We start from the raw sequence: 12,202 nt of genomic DNA, 5'->3' as shown, positions 1-12,202 counted from the left end.
CGGGTCATCCCTTGATCGCCCCGGAGGTCAGGCCGGAGACGATCCGCTTCTGGAAGATCAGCACGACGACCACCAGCGGGATCGTGACGAGCACCGAGGCCGCGCTGATGGCGCCGATCGGCTTGTCGAACTCGCTCACGCCGGTGAAGAACGCGATGGCCATCGGCACGGTGCGCGCCGACGGGGTGGAGGTCAGCGTCACGGCGAGCAGGAACTCGTTCCACACCGAGATGAACACCAGGATCGCGGTGGTGGCGATGCCGGGCACCGCCAGCGGCAGGATCACCCGCCGGAACGCCTGGAACGGGCTCGCGCCGTCGATGTAGGCCGATTCCTCCAGTTCCGCCGGGATCTCGCGGAAGAACGAGGTGAGGGTGAAGATGGCCAGCGGCAGCGCGAAGGTCAGCTTCGGGATGATCAGCCCGATCAGCGTGTCGTAGAGCCCGATCTCGCTCCAGATGGTGAAGATCGGCGCGGCGATGGCGATCACCGGGAAGGTGGTCACCGACAGCACCAGGCTGAGGATCAACCCCTTGCGGCGCAACGTGAGCCGGGCCAGCGCGTAGGCGGCGAAGGAGGCGAACAGCAGCGCCAGCGCGGTGGTGCTCACCCCGACGACCACCGAGTTCAGCAGCGCGACCAGGAATTCGCCGTCGCGGAGCACGTCGGCGTAGTTGCGCAGGGTCGGGTTCGCCGGGACCAGCGATCCGCTGGACAGGTCGTCGCCGGTACGCAGCGAGGTGCCGAGCAGCCACAGGAACGGCACCAGCGACACCAGCATCGCCAGCAGCACGAACACCCAGGTGACCGGGTGCAGCCGGGCCGGTTCGCCGCGGCGCGCGGCGGTGCCGCCGCGCGCCGGGCCGAGCGGGATCGTCGCCATCACTTCTCCTCGGCCACGTCGCGGATGTTGCCACCGGCGTAGCGGATGTAGAGCAGGGACACCGCCATCACGGTGAGGAACGTCAGGATCGACAGCGCCGAGCCCTGGCCGATCAGCCTGCCCTCGCGCAGTTCCTGGTAGGCCAGCATGGACATGGTCTCGGTGCCGTTGGCGCCCCGCGTCAGCACGAACGGCAGGTCGAACACCCGCAGCGCGTCGAGCAGCCGGAACAGCGTCGCGACGGCGATCGCCGGGCGCAGCAGCGGCAGCGTGACGCGCCGGAACGCCTGCCACCGGGAGGCACCGTCGAGCGCTGCGGCCTCGTAGGTGTCGCGCGGGATGACCTGGAGCCCGGCGAGCACCAGCAGCGCCACGAACGGCGTGGTCTTCCAGACGTCGGCGGCGATGATCACCGCCATCGCGTAGCCGGGTTCGCCCAGCCACACCAGGTCGCCGCCGGGCAGGCCGAGCGCGTTGAGCACCCCGGTGACCAGCCCGAAGTTGGGTTCGAACATGGTCTGCCAGGTGATCGCGCTGACCACGGTGAGCACCGCGTAGGGCAGCAGCACCGTCGAGCGCAGCAGCGCCCGGCCCCGGAACGCCCGGTCCAGCAGCAGCGCCAGCAGCACGCCGAGCACCACCTCCAGCCCCACCGAGACGACCGCGAAGAAGAAGGTCTGGCGGAACGCCTCCCACCACTCCGGGGACACCAGCGCGTTCAGGTAGTGGGTGAGGCCGACGAACACCGACAGGTCGGCCTGCCGGACGCTGTAGGCGTTGAGCGAGAGCCAGATCGCGTAGCCGATCGGCACCGCTGAGACGAGGAACATCAGCACCAGGGACGGTGCGAGCATCCAGCGCGCGGTGCGCCGCTGCTGCTCGCCGATCCCGCGTCGTGTCGCTGCCATGGTGATCAGAAGGTCTCCTGCGCCGCTTCGAGGTCCTCGACCATCCGGCGCACCGCCGACTCCACATCGGACTGACCGGAGATCGCGTCGTGGACGTTGGTGTAGATCGCCCGGGAGAGCTGCGCGTACACCGGCGACCGGGGCCGCGGCCGGGCGTTGGCCACCGATTCGGCGAGCTGCGCGGCGAACGGCACCCGCGCCAGCACCTCGGGATCGCGGTAGGTCGCGGAGATCGCGGGCGCCTGGGAGTGCTCCAGCAGGATGCGCTTCTGGAACTCCGGGCTGGTCGCGTGGTCGATCAGCGCCACCGCCCCGCCGACGTTGGTGCTGCTCGCCGCGATGGCCATGTTCCAGCCGCCGAGCACCGAAGCGGGCTCGGCCTCCGCGTCGAACGCGGGCAGCGGGGCGACGGCGACCGAGTCGCCGACGTCGGTCTCCTCGATCAGCGCGTGGGCGCTGGGCCACTGCCGCAGGTAGCCCGCCGCGCCGGATTCGAAGGCCCGCCGGGAGTTGTCCTCCTCGTAGGTCAGCGAGGCCCGGTCGATCGCGCCGTCGCGCAGCGCGCCGGTCATGGTGCGCAGCACCTCGCGGGTCTGCGGCGAATCGACGGTCACCTCCCCGTCGTCGGAGAGCACCGAACCGCCCGCGGAGTACAGCAGTTCGAGGAAGTTCACCGTCAGCCCCTCGTAGGGCTTGGCCTGCATCTCCAGCCGGTTGCCCGGTTCCCGGGCGGCTTCGGCGTAGACCTGCCGCCAGGTGGTCGGCGGCGGCACCCGGTCGCGGCGGTAGAACAGCAGACCGGCGTTGGTGTGGAACGGCGTCGCCCAGTAGCGCCCGTCGAAGAACGCGGTGTCCAGCGTGGTGGGGATCAGGCCGTGCCGGTTGGCCGCCACCAGCTCGCTCTGGTCGAGCACCCAGCCCTGGGAGGCCCACTCCCCGACCCAGGTCACGTCCATCACGTAGACGTCGCACTCGGTGGAGCCGCCTTCGAGGCGCTGGATGGCCTGCGTGCGGGTGTAGTCGGTGTCGGCGCCGAGTTCGACGTAGCGGGCCGACAACCCCGGTCGGCTCGCGGTGAACGACTCGACGAGCGTGGTGTAGACGCCGGTGTCGCGCGGTCCGCACACCGTCACCTCGCCGGTGGCGCCGACGGCCGCGGCCGGGTCGACGACGCGCGCCTCGGGGGCGCCCACGTCGGCCGGTGCGGTCGGCAGCTCCACCGCGCATCCGGTCAGCACCAGCGCCAGTGCGGGCACCAGCGCGCGGGTCGGTCGGGTCGGCTCCATCGGCGATCCCTCCTGCTCGGGTCAGCCCACCACCGGGTTCGGGGAGAACACGTCGTCACTGATCATCCGCACCGCGCCGAGCACCCCGGCGGCGTCGCCGAGCCCGGTCAGCACCACCGGCAGGTTGCGGGTGGCCAGCGGCAGGGAGCGGTGGTAGACGGTGCTGCGGACCTCGGCCAGCAGCAGGTCACCCAGGTTCGCCAAGCCGCCGCCGATGACGATCCGGGCCGGGTTGAAGAAGCTGACCAGCTTGGCCACCACTTCGCCGACGTGCCTGCCACCCTCCCGGATCAGCCCGGTGGCCACCGGATCCCCCGCCGCGGCGGCGTCTGCGACGTCCCGACCGGTCAGCACCGAAGTGGTGGTGAGCCGCTCGGCGAGGAACGGCGAGCGCCCGGCCTCTGCGGCGGTGGTGGCGTCGCGGCGCAGCGCCACGCCGGAGAAGAACGCCTCCAGGCACCCGACGTTCCCGCACGCGCACACCGGGCCCTGGTCGTGCACCTGGATGTGCCCGATGTCGCCCGCCGAGCCGTCGACACCGCGGTGCACCCGGCCGTCGACGACGATCCCGGCGCCGACGCCGGTGCCGAGCTTGACGAACAGGAAGGTGCCGACGCCCCGGGCCGCCCCGGCGTGGAACTCGCCGGCCGCCATCAGGTTCACGTCGTTGTCGAGCAGGGCCGGGCAGTCGAACTCGGTGGAGAGCCGCTCGCGCACCGGGTACTTGTCCCAGCCGGGCATGATCGGCGGCACCACCGCGACCCCGTCGGCGAAGCTGACCGGCCCGGGGACCCCGGCACCGATCCCCGCCAGCGCGCTCGTCCCGGTGCTCCGGCACAGCTCCCGCAGCAGCGCGGTGGCGGTGCCCAGCACCTCCTCCGGCCCGGACCGCACGTCGACCCCGCGCTGCACCTTCCGCAGCACGCGCAGCGCCCCGTCGGTCACGGCCACGTCGACGGAGGTGGCGCCGATGTCGATCCCGGCGAAGCGCAGGTCGCTGCCGACCCGCACCAACGACGACGGACGACCGCCGCGCGAGGCGGCCCGACCCGCGTCCTCGACCAGTCCGGTGCCGCCCAGCCGTTCCAGCTCGACGGCGACCTTCGACTTCGACAGCGCCAGCCCGTCGGTCAGCTCGGCGCGGGACAGCGGACCGCGGTCGCGCAGCAGGCGCAGCAGTTCCGCCTGGTCCCGGTTCCGCACCCTGGTCCCCACCGCACCCACCTCGTCGTGATCGAGCTCACGCGTCGATCGGGGACAGTAGGCGACTTCGGCCCGGTGCGGAAGGACTTCTGCGCACGAATTCACCGACTTCGACCACTCCCGGGTCGAAGTGGTCGCAACGGGCTCAGCCGAGCGGAAGCGCGCCGGACCGCCCGAACGGCCGAGCGCGGGACGTTCCCCGAGCGCGGGCCGGGCGGGGTTCGGCCGGGCGGGTCAGCCGGGCAGCCGGTCGCGCAGCGTCCGGGCCACCGCCACGGCGGCGGGATCGACCGGTTCGACGCGCGCCGCCGACCGCAACCACGCGGCGAGCGGTCCGGCCAGCGCGGGCGACATCGCCGCGATCCACCGCGCGCTCGCGGCGCGGGCCTCCGCGACGTGCTCGGTACCGCCGTCGGCGCGGTGCGCGATCACTTCGGGACGGCTCGCCAGCAGCCCGCCGAGCCGCCAGTCCCCGGCGGTCGACGACGCGGCGGCGCGCTCCAGCGCCTCGGCCGCGGCGACCACCTCGTCCCGTTCCACCACGCCCTCCTCCGCGCGCGACAGCGCCCGCGTCGACCTCGCAGCACCGCACGGCAACGGCGCACCCACCCCTGGGTCGCAGGCGGGTCAGTGGTGGTGGACGTCCTTGTTCTCGTGGGCGCCCCAGCCGTGCCAGCGCGCCACGTCGATCAGCGCGCTGACCCGGTGGCGCCCGCGCTCGTGGTAGGGCCCGCCGGTGTAGTGCCGGGCGAGGCGGTCGATGTCCACCAGGTCCGGGTCGTCGCGCAGCTCGGCCACCCGGCCCTGCAGGCTGACGTGGGTGTACCAGTCGGTCCCGTCGAGGACGGTGAGCGTGACGCGCGGCTCGGCGCGCAGGTACTCCAGGCGCTTGCGGCCCTCGTCCATGTTGACCAGGACCCGCCCGTCCTCCCACAGGTACCAGGTCGCCACCGAGACGGGTTGGCCGTCCGGGCGCACGGACGTGATCACGGCCGGGTTGGCCGCGCGCAGGAACGCGTCGACCTCCTCCGGGACAGGTGCCTTGGGCATCCCGCAACCTCCTCAAGCTCGGACGTGGTCTCCACCCCGCCGTACCCGGCTCCTGCTTACCTCACGCCTGCGAGGCCGCCGCGCGGGGGTCGAGCTGTTCCGGGGTGAGCCGGTGCCGGGGCGCACCGGAGAGCACGTCGCGGCTGCGCACCCGCAGCCGCTCGTCGACGTGCAGCAGCTCGCCGGGCCGCAGCGCCCGCCAGCCCGGGTCCTCGTCCATCCGCTCGCTGGCCACCACCACCGCCGGGTGCCGGGCCAGCTCACCGCACCGGGTGCGGATCCGGCCCGCCGGACTCGCGTGGTCCAGGTGGCGATCGCCGTGCGGCCCGCCCCGGGTGCGCGCCAGCACGTGCAGCCCGTGCGTCTCGGGGTAGCGCAGCGCCCACAGCTCGGTGGCCGTGGTGAGCACCAGGTTCAGCGCCAGCACCGGCACCGCGTCGGCGAGCCAGCGCACCGCGTCGGCGATGCCCGCGGCCACGTCACCGCCCCGCGACTCGACGCGCCGGGTGATCAGGGCGAAGAACCGCTCCGAATCGGTGTCGCCGGCCACCAGGTCGCGGTGCTCGCCGAGCTCGGCGTCCAGCGCGGCCAGGTCACCGATCACGCCGTTGTGCGCGAACAGCCGTCCCCGCTGCTGGAACGGGTGGGTGTCGCGCGGCTCGGCCGCGCCCGCGGAGGCGTAGCGGACGTGCGCGAGGAACGTGGTGGACGCCCGCTGCCGCGCGTCCTCGACGAACGCGCGGTCCTGGTAGGCGGCCACCGGCTGCTTGTCGACCTCGGGGGCGCCCGCGGCGGTGAAGGTGCCCAGCCCGGTGCCGTCCGGTTCCCGCCTGCTCTGCCTCGCGAGACTGTCCGGCGCCTCCAGCAACCAGAAGGTGGCGCGCACCCGGCGCGGCGCGGCGGACATCCCGAACAACCGGCACATGCCGGTGGGATACCCGATCCGGGCCGCGCCCAAAGGCGCCGCCGCGGGGAACACCCGAGCGGTGCGGTGCTATCCCGCGTACGCCGCCACCGGCGTGCCGAGCCCCGCACCGGGGACCCGGAACAGCGCTCCGGACTCCGGATGGCGTCGCCGGTCGGCACCCACCGCGGAGGTCGTGATGTAGAGGTCGCGCAGCTCGGGACCGCCGAACGTGCAGGCGGTCACCTGCGAGGCCGGGACCTCGATCCGGTCCAGCAGTTCGCCCGCCGGGGAGTACCGGTGCACGGCTCCGCCGCCCCACAGCGCCACCCACAGGTGACCCTCGGCGTCGACGGTGAGCCCGTCGGGCGCCCCGAGGTCCGCGTCGATGCGCACCGCGGGGCGCCGGGCGCGCAGCGCCGCGCCCCCGTGGTCGAAGGCGTCGATCCGGCGCGTGGCGGTGTCGACGTAGTAGGCGGTCGCGCCGTCCGGGCTCCAGGCGAGGCCGTTGGAGATCGTGACCCGGTCGAGGGCGGTCCGCACCCGGCCGTCGGGTTCCAGCACGTGCAGCGCTCCGCGCCCCGCCTCCTCGGCGTAGGACATCGACCCGCAGTAGAAGCGGCCCTCGGGATCGCAACCGCCGTCGTTCATCCGCACGGTCGGGTCGTCCCAGAGGTCGCCGAGCGGGCGGACGTCGGTGAGGTCGTCGTCGGCCAGCGCGAAGCCGCGTTCCAGCGCCAGCACCGCGCCACCGGACCGCCGGGGCCGCAGCGCCGCGACCACCCGGCCGACGTGCGCGCGGCGGACCTCGCCGGTTCCCCGGTCCAGGGTGAGGACGTCGCCGGCGAGCAGGTCGACCCAGCGGAGTCCGGGCCACGCCGGGTGCCACACCGGGCCCTCGCCGTGGTGCGCGCACGGATCGGTGATCTGCTCGACCTCCACCGGACCTCCTCCGCCCGCGCGATCCGCCGGTCCGTCCACTTCGGACCGCATGGGGCGGACCCGCGGGCAGCCAGTGTTGGCGATGGCGGGGCGCGCGTCAAGAACGGAACCGGCCGGCGCCCGGTCAGCTCCGCCCGGCGGCGTCCCGCGCGGCGCGTTCGATCTCGGCGCGGTGGTCCCGCCACCACGCCGCGTCCCCGGGCGCCATGTTGTCGTTGTCCCGCCGCAAGCCGACCTGCCCGTCGATCAGCTCGCGGACCACGTCGGCATGTCCGGCATGCCGGTGGGTCTCGGCGATCACGTGCACCAGGATGTGGTGCAGGGTCACGTCGGCCTTGCCCTCGTGCCACCAGGGCACCCGACCGGGCGAGTCCAGGTCCAGCGACTCGATGGTGGCGTCGGAATGCGCCGCGGCCCGGCGGTACAGCGCCACCAGGTCCTCCCGCGACTCCTCCGCGGTGGCCCACATGTCGGCGTTCAACGGGGCGTCCTCGGCCAGCCAGGGCATCGGCTCCTCGGGCGGGCGCCCGAAGGAGGAGCCGAAGTAGCCCAGCTCGACGCTGGACACGTGCTTGATCAGGCCCAGCAGGTTGGTGCCCGTCGGCGTCAGCGGACGCCGGAGGTCGTACTCGGAGAGGCCCTCCAGCTTCCACAGCAGCACGTCACGGGCCTCTTGCAGGTAGCGGTGCAGGTCCGCCTTCGGTTCGGTCATGCCGACATCCTGCCGACGGGCACCGACAGCCGGGCGGAACGGCGGTTTCCGCCACCGGCCCCGCTCGGCGGGCGGCAGCCGTTCAGCTCGTCGAGAAGCGCCTGCTGGAGGGGACCAGCGCGGCCAGCGCCGGGGCGAGGAAGCAGAGCACCGCGCAGCCGCCGAGCACGGCGACCGGGCCGAGCACGTCCACCGCGGGGGCGATCAGCGCCAGCCCGAGCGGCGCGAGCCCGTAGGACAGCAGGAAGTCCAGGGAGGACACCCGGGCCAGCTTGTCCGGGGCCACTTCGCGCTGCGCCGCGGTGAACCACGGCACGTTGAACAGCTCGATGCCGATCCCCGCGATCACGTAGGCCGCCACCACCAGCACCGGGTGCACCGGCAGCAGCAGGCTCAGCGGGGCGAACCCGTACGCGGCGAGCCCGGCCAGCGCCGCCCAACCCCGGTCCCTCGGCCGCCACCGGGCCACGACCAGCGCGCCGAGCAGGGCTCCGGCGGTGTAGGCGGTGAGCGCGGCGGCCAGCACGGCCTCGGTGCCGAAGGTGTCGCGGCTGATCAGCGGCAGCAGCACCCCGGTGGCGGAGTAGCCGGTGGCGATGACGGCGGTGAGCGCACCGAGCCCGGCGAGGAACCACGGGTGCCGCCGCGCTTCGCGGACGCCCTCGGCGAACTCGACGTGGAACGGCACCCGGTGGTGCGGTCCGGCGGGGCCGGGTCGCCCGGCGGGCGGCAGCAGGGCGGTGACCAGCCAGAGCGCGGCGGTGAGCAGCAGCAGCGCCGTGGTGCTCAGCGCGGTCGCCAGCAGCGCGGTCAGCCCGGGGGCGACCAGGGTGGTGACCCGCACCGCGAAGGTCATCGCGGCGTTGGCCCGCTGGCGCCGGGATTCGTCGACGACTTCGGCGGTGAGCGCCTGGAACGCGGGCCGGCAGGCGCCCTGCCCGGCTCCGACCACCGCGGCGGCCACCGCCATCAGCGCCACCGACCGGCCGAGCCCCAGCGCCACCAGCGGGGTCGCCACCGCCGCGGCGAGACCGGCCCACAGCACGGCGGCGCGGCGCGAGTAGCGATCGGCCAGCACCCCGCTGATCGGCACCGCGACCAGGAAACCGGCGGTGCGCGCGGCCAGCACCAGACCGAGCCCGGCGGCACCGAGGTCGCGGTCGAGCACGGCGAGCCCGAGCACGAAGGGCAGCGCCCAAGTGGCCAGGCCCGATGCGGTGCTGCCCGACCACAAGCGCAGGAACGACGGGTCGCGCAGGACGTGCCGGGCGGGTGCGCGGGCGGGCGGTGCGGTCACGGGCTCGCTCTCCTCTGCTGGTCCGGGCATGATCTCCACCACGCTAGACGATAATGGTTTTCATTTGTAGTATCGCTCCCGCCGGGCGGCGGCCGGCACCGCCCCCCTCGAACGTCCCCCTGACCACCCACTGTGGAGGTAGCTGTGGTTTCGGTTGGCACGGCGCCATCCCCGACCCGCACCACGACGCGGACCGGCCGCCTGCCCTGGGCGGTGGCCGGGCTGTCGGTCGTGCTCGCCGGGTCGGCCGTCGCGGGCATCTCGCTGGGCCCCGCGACGGTGCCGCTGCCGGAGGTGCTGCGCTACCTCGGCGCCGCGCTCACCGGCGGCACCATCGGGGCCGAGGAGGTCACCGGGTACTCGATCGTCTGGCAGGTCCGCACGCCCCGGGTGCTGCTCGCCGCCGTGGTCGGCGCCGGGCTCAGCGCGATCGGGGTCGCCGTGCAGGCGATGGTGCGCAACGCGCTGGCCGACCCGTTCGTCCTCGGCGTGTCCTCCGGCGCGTCCGTCGGCGCCAGCGCGGTGGTGTCCTTCGGCCTGTTCGCGGGCCTGGGCATCTACGCGCTGTCGGCCGCGGCGTTCCTCGGCGCGCTGCTGGCCTCCGCGCTGGTCTACCTCGCCGCCCGGGGCGGTGCCGGGCTCACCCCGCTGCGGCTGGTGCTCATCGGGGTCGCCCTGGCCTACGGGTTCCAGGCGCTGATGAGCGTCATCGTGTTCTTCGCCCCGTTCGGCGAGGCGGCCCGGTCGGTGCTGTTCTGGCTGCTGGGCAGCCTCGGCGGTGCGGCGTGGGGCTCGTTGCCGATCGCGGCCGCCGCCGTGGCCGGCGCGATCGCCCTGCTGCTGCGGCACAGCCGCTCGCTGGACGTGCTGGCGATGGGCGACGAGACCGCGGCGAGCCTCGGCCTGGACGCCGCCGCGCTGCGCCGGGGTCTGTTCCTGCTCACCGCGGTGGTCACCGGCGCGCTCGTCGCGGTCAGCGGTGCCGTCGGGTTCGTCGGGCTGGTGATGCCGCACCTGGTGCGGATCCTCGTCGGCGCCGACCACCGGCGGGTGCTCTCGCTCGCCCCGCTGATCGGGGCGATCTTCCTGGTGTGGGTCGACCTCGCCTCGCGGACGCTGTTCGCGCCCCGGGAGCTGCCGCTGGGGGTGATCACCGCGCTGATCGGGGTGCCGGTGTTCGTCGTCCTGCTGCGCCGCCGCGGCTACCTGTTCGGAGGTCGCTGACATGCGGGTGGAGCTCGACCAGGTCTCGGTGCGCATCGCCGGGACGACGCTGGTCCGCGACCTGGTGCTGACCGCGGGGCCCGGCGAGGTGGTCGGCCTGGTCGGACCCAACGGCAGCGGCAAGTCCACCGCGCTGCGCTGCGCCTACCGCGCGCTGCGCCCCAGCACCGGGGCGGTCCTGCTGGACGGCACGGAGCTCGCCGCGATGTCCCCGCGCGATGGGGCGCGCGCGGTGGCCGCCGTGACCCAGGAGCAGCACACCGAGCTGGACTTCACCGTCGCCGAGGTGGTCGCGCTCGGCCGCTACCCGCACCAGCGCGGCGGCCACCGGCTCGGCGAGCGGGAACGCGCGGTGTGCGCGGAGGCGATGCGGCGCACCGACGTCGAGCACCTGGCCGAGCGCGGGGTGCTGTCGCTGTCCGGCGGCGAGCGGCAACGGGTGCTCATCGCCCGCGCGCTGGCCCAGGAGTCCCGGGTCCTGGTGCTCGACGAACCGACCAACCACCTCGACGTCCGCCACCAGGTCGCGCTGCTGGCCTTGCTGCGCGACTGCGGGCTGACGGTCCTGGTGGCGCTGCACGACCTCAACCTCGCCGCCGCCACCTGCGACCGGATCGCCGTGCTCCGCGACGGCCGGCTGGTCGGCACCGGCGCGCCCGCCGACGTGCTCACCCCCGAGCTCGTCGAGGACGTGTTCGGCGTGCGGCCGACCGTGGTGCGCCACCCGCACACCGGCACCCCCCAACTGCTCTACTCGCTTCCCGGAGGAGACCGACCGTGACACACCGCCGCGCGGGCCTGGCCGCCGCGCTCACCTGCTGCCTGCTCGCCACCGCTTGCGGCGCCACCGTCGCACCGCGGACCGATCGCGGCCCGGAACCGGTGACCGTGGACAACTGCGGCCAGCGGATCACCTACCCGCTGCCGGAGCGGGCCGTGGCCTACGACATGAGCAGCACCGAGAAGATGTTCGCGCTCGGGCTGGCCGACCGGATGCGCGGGATCGTGATGCCCAGCACCGCCGACCCGGCCGTCGAACGCTCCCCGTACCTGGACGACTACCGCTCGGTCGAGACGCTGTCCACCGACGTCCTCGGGCTGGAGACCGTGGTGGCCGCCGGGGCCGACTGGGTGCTGGCGGGGTGGAACTCCGGCTTCAGCGAGGACCGCGGCATCACCCCCGCCAAGCTGGCCGAGCTCGGGATCAAGAGCTTCCAGCACACCGAGAGCTGCTTCAACTACGGCGCGAACCCGGTGCGGGTGCCGCCGCTGGAAGCCCTCTACACCGACCTGGAGCAGCTCGGCCGGATCTTCCACGTCGAGGACCGGGCCGCCGCGCTGGTCGCCGACCTGCGGCAGCGGGCCGAGGCGCTGCGCGCTTCGCGACCGGCCGGGGAACCGGCGCGGGTGTTCATCTACGACTCCGGCACCACCGAACCGTTCACCTCCGGCCGCCAGGCCTCGCCCGACGCCATCGTCTCGCTGGCGGGCGGGCGCAACGTGATGGGCCACCTCGACGAGCGCTGGACCACCGTGGGCTGGGAACCGGTCGTGGCCGCGCAGCCCGAGGTCATCACCGTCGTCGACTACGGCGACCAGCCGGTCGAGGACAAGATCGCGTTCCTGAAGTCCTTCCCGCCGCTGGCCTCGACCCCCGCGGTGCGCCACGACCGGTTCCACGTCATGGACTACGGCGAGGCCGTCAGCGGCCCGCGCAACATCGACGCCGCCGAGGACCTCGCCGCCTACCTGCGCTCGATCGGGCGCTGACCCACCCACCGGAAAGGAGCCCC

At 73.9% G+C, this 12,202-nt stretch carries 13 protein-coding genes; 3 read left to right on the top strand and 10 right to left on the bottom strand.

What is annotated here, in order from left to right; translation table 11 throughout:
* Window positions 1-4 precede the first annotated feature (4 nt).
* From ACQP0T_RS10285 to ACQP0T_RS10240, 10 genes are all read right to left on the bottom strand, one after another.
* The gene (locus ACQP0T_RS10285; protein WP_345361730.1) at window positions 5-781 is read right to left on the bottom strand and encodes a carbohydrate ABC transporter permease; all 777 of its coding nucleotides are present in this window, start codon (window positions 779-781) and stop codon (window positions 5-7) included.
* A gap of 101 nt (window positions 782-882) precedes the next feature.
* Complete coding sequence (locus tag ACQP0T_RS10280) at window positions 883-1,791, bottom strand: carbohydrate ABC transporter permease (RefSeq protein ID WP_369775350.1); 909 nt, start codon at window positions 1,789-1,791, stop codon at window positions 883-885.
* A 5-nt stretch (window positions 1,792-1,796) separates the two neighbouring features.
* On the bottom strand, window positions 1,797-3,077 hold the full coding sequence (locus ACQP0T_RS10275; RefSeq protein WP_433872481.1) for an ABC transporter substrate-binding protein: 1,281 nt from the start codon (window positions 3,075-3,077) through the stop codon (window positions 1,797-1,799).
* Window positions 3,078-3,098: 21 nt separating this feature from the next.
* A complete protein-coding gene (locus tag ACQP0T_RS10270) occupies window positions 3,099-4,292 on the bottom strand; it encodes an ROK family protein (protein ID WP_433872479.1) in 1,194 nt (397 codons plus the stop codon).
* 222 nt (window positions 4,293-4,514) lie between these two features.
* The gene (locus ACQP0T_RS10265; protein WP_433872478.1) at window positions 4,515-4,820 is read right to left on the bottom strand and encodes a hypothetical protein; all 306 of its coding nucleotides are present in this window, start codon (window positions 4,818-4,820) and stop codon (window positions 4,515-4,517) included.
* A gap of 87 nt (window positions 4,821-4,907) precedes the next feature.
* Entirely contained in the window at window positions 4,908-5,330 is a 423-nt protein-coding gene (locus tag ACQP0T_RS10260; protein ID WP_433872476.1) for a PPOX class F420-dependent oxidoreductase, read from the bottom strand.
* 61 nt (window positions 5,331-5,391) lie between these two features.
* Window positions 5,392-6,255: a class II glutamine amidotransferase gene (locus ACQP0T_RS10255; RefSeq protein ID WP_433872475.1), complete on the bottom strand. Its 864-nt coding sequence runs from the start codon at window positions 6,253-6,255 to the stop codon at window positions 5,392-5,394.
* Window positions 6,256-6,324: 69 nt separating this feature from the next.
* A complete protein-coding gene (locus ACQP0T_RS10250) occupies window positions 6,325-7,176 on the bottom strand; it encodes an SMP-30/gluconolactonase/LRE family protein (protein WP_433872474.1) in 852 nt (283 codons plus the stop codon).
* Between the two features lie 124 nt (window positions 7,177-7,300).
* Window positions 7,301-7,888 (bottom strand): DinB family protein, encoded by a 588-nt coding sequence (locus ACQP0T_RS10245; protein WP_433872472.1) that lies wholly within the window; start codon window positions 7,886-7,888, stop codon window positions 7,301-7,303.
* A gap of 82 nt (window positions 7,889-7,970) precedes the next feature.
* Window positions 7,971-9,215: an MFS transporter gene (locus ACQP0T_RS10240; protein WP_433872471.1), complete on the bottom strand. Its 1,245-nt coding sequence runs from the start codon at window positions 9,213-9,215 to the stop codon at window positions 7,971-7,973.
* 114 nt (window positions 9,216-9,329) lie between these two features.
* Here ACQP0T_RS10240 and ACQP0T_RS10235 point away from each other — a divergent pair, with 114 nt between their 5' ends.
* The 3 genes from ACQP0T_RS10235 to ACQP0T_RS10225 are packed head-to-tail and all read left to right on the top strand — an operon-like array spanning window position 9,330 to window position 12,179.
* Complete coding sequence (locus ACQP0T_RS10235) at window positions 9,330-10,409, top strand: FecCD family ABC transporter permease (RefSeq protein WP_433872469.1); 1,080 nt, start codon at window positions 9,330-9,332, stop codon at window positions 10,407-10,409.
* A gap of 1 nt (window position 10,410) precedes the next feature.
* Window positions 10,411-11,190 carry an ABC transporter ATP-binding protein gene (locus ACQP0T_RS10230; protein WP_433872468.1) on the top strand — a complete coding sequence of 260 codons (780 nt, stop codon included), beginning with the start codon at window positions 10,411-10,413 and terminating at the stop codon, window positions 11,188-11,190.
* The gene (locus ACQP0T_RS10225; RefSeq protein WP_433872467.1) at window positions 11,187-12,179 is read left to right on the top strand and encodes an ABC transporter substrate-binding protein; all 993 of its coding nucleotides are present in this window, start codon (window positions 11,187-11,189) and stop codon (window positions 12,177-12,179) included. The genes ACQP0T_RS10230 and ACQP0T_RS10225 overlap by 4 nt, the downstream gene beginning before the upstream one ends.
* Window positions 12,180-12,202 lie beyond the last annotated feature (23 nt).

Origin of the sequence: Saccharopolyspora sp. CA-218241 (assembly GCF_050954615.1) — a bacterium.
Lineage (GTDB): Bacteria > Actinomycetota > Actinomycetes > Mycobacteriales > Pseudonocardiaceae > Saccharopolyspora > Saccharopolyspora cebuensis.
This window is presented reverse-complemented; position numbering and strand designations above follow the sequence as displayed.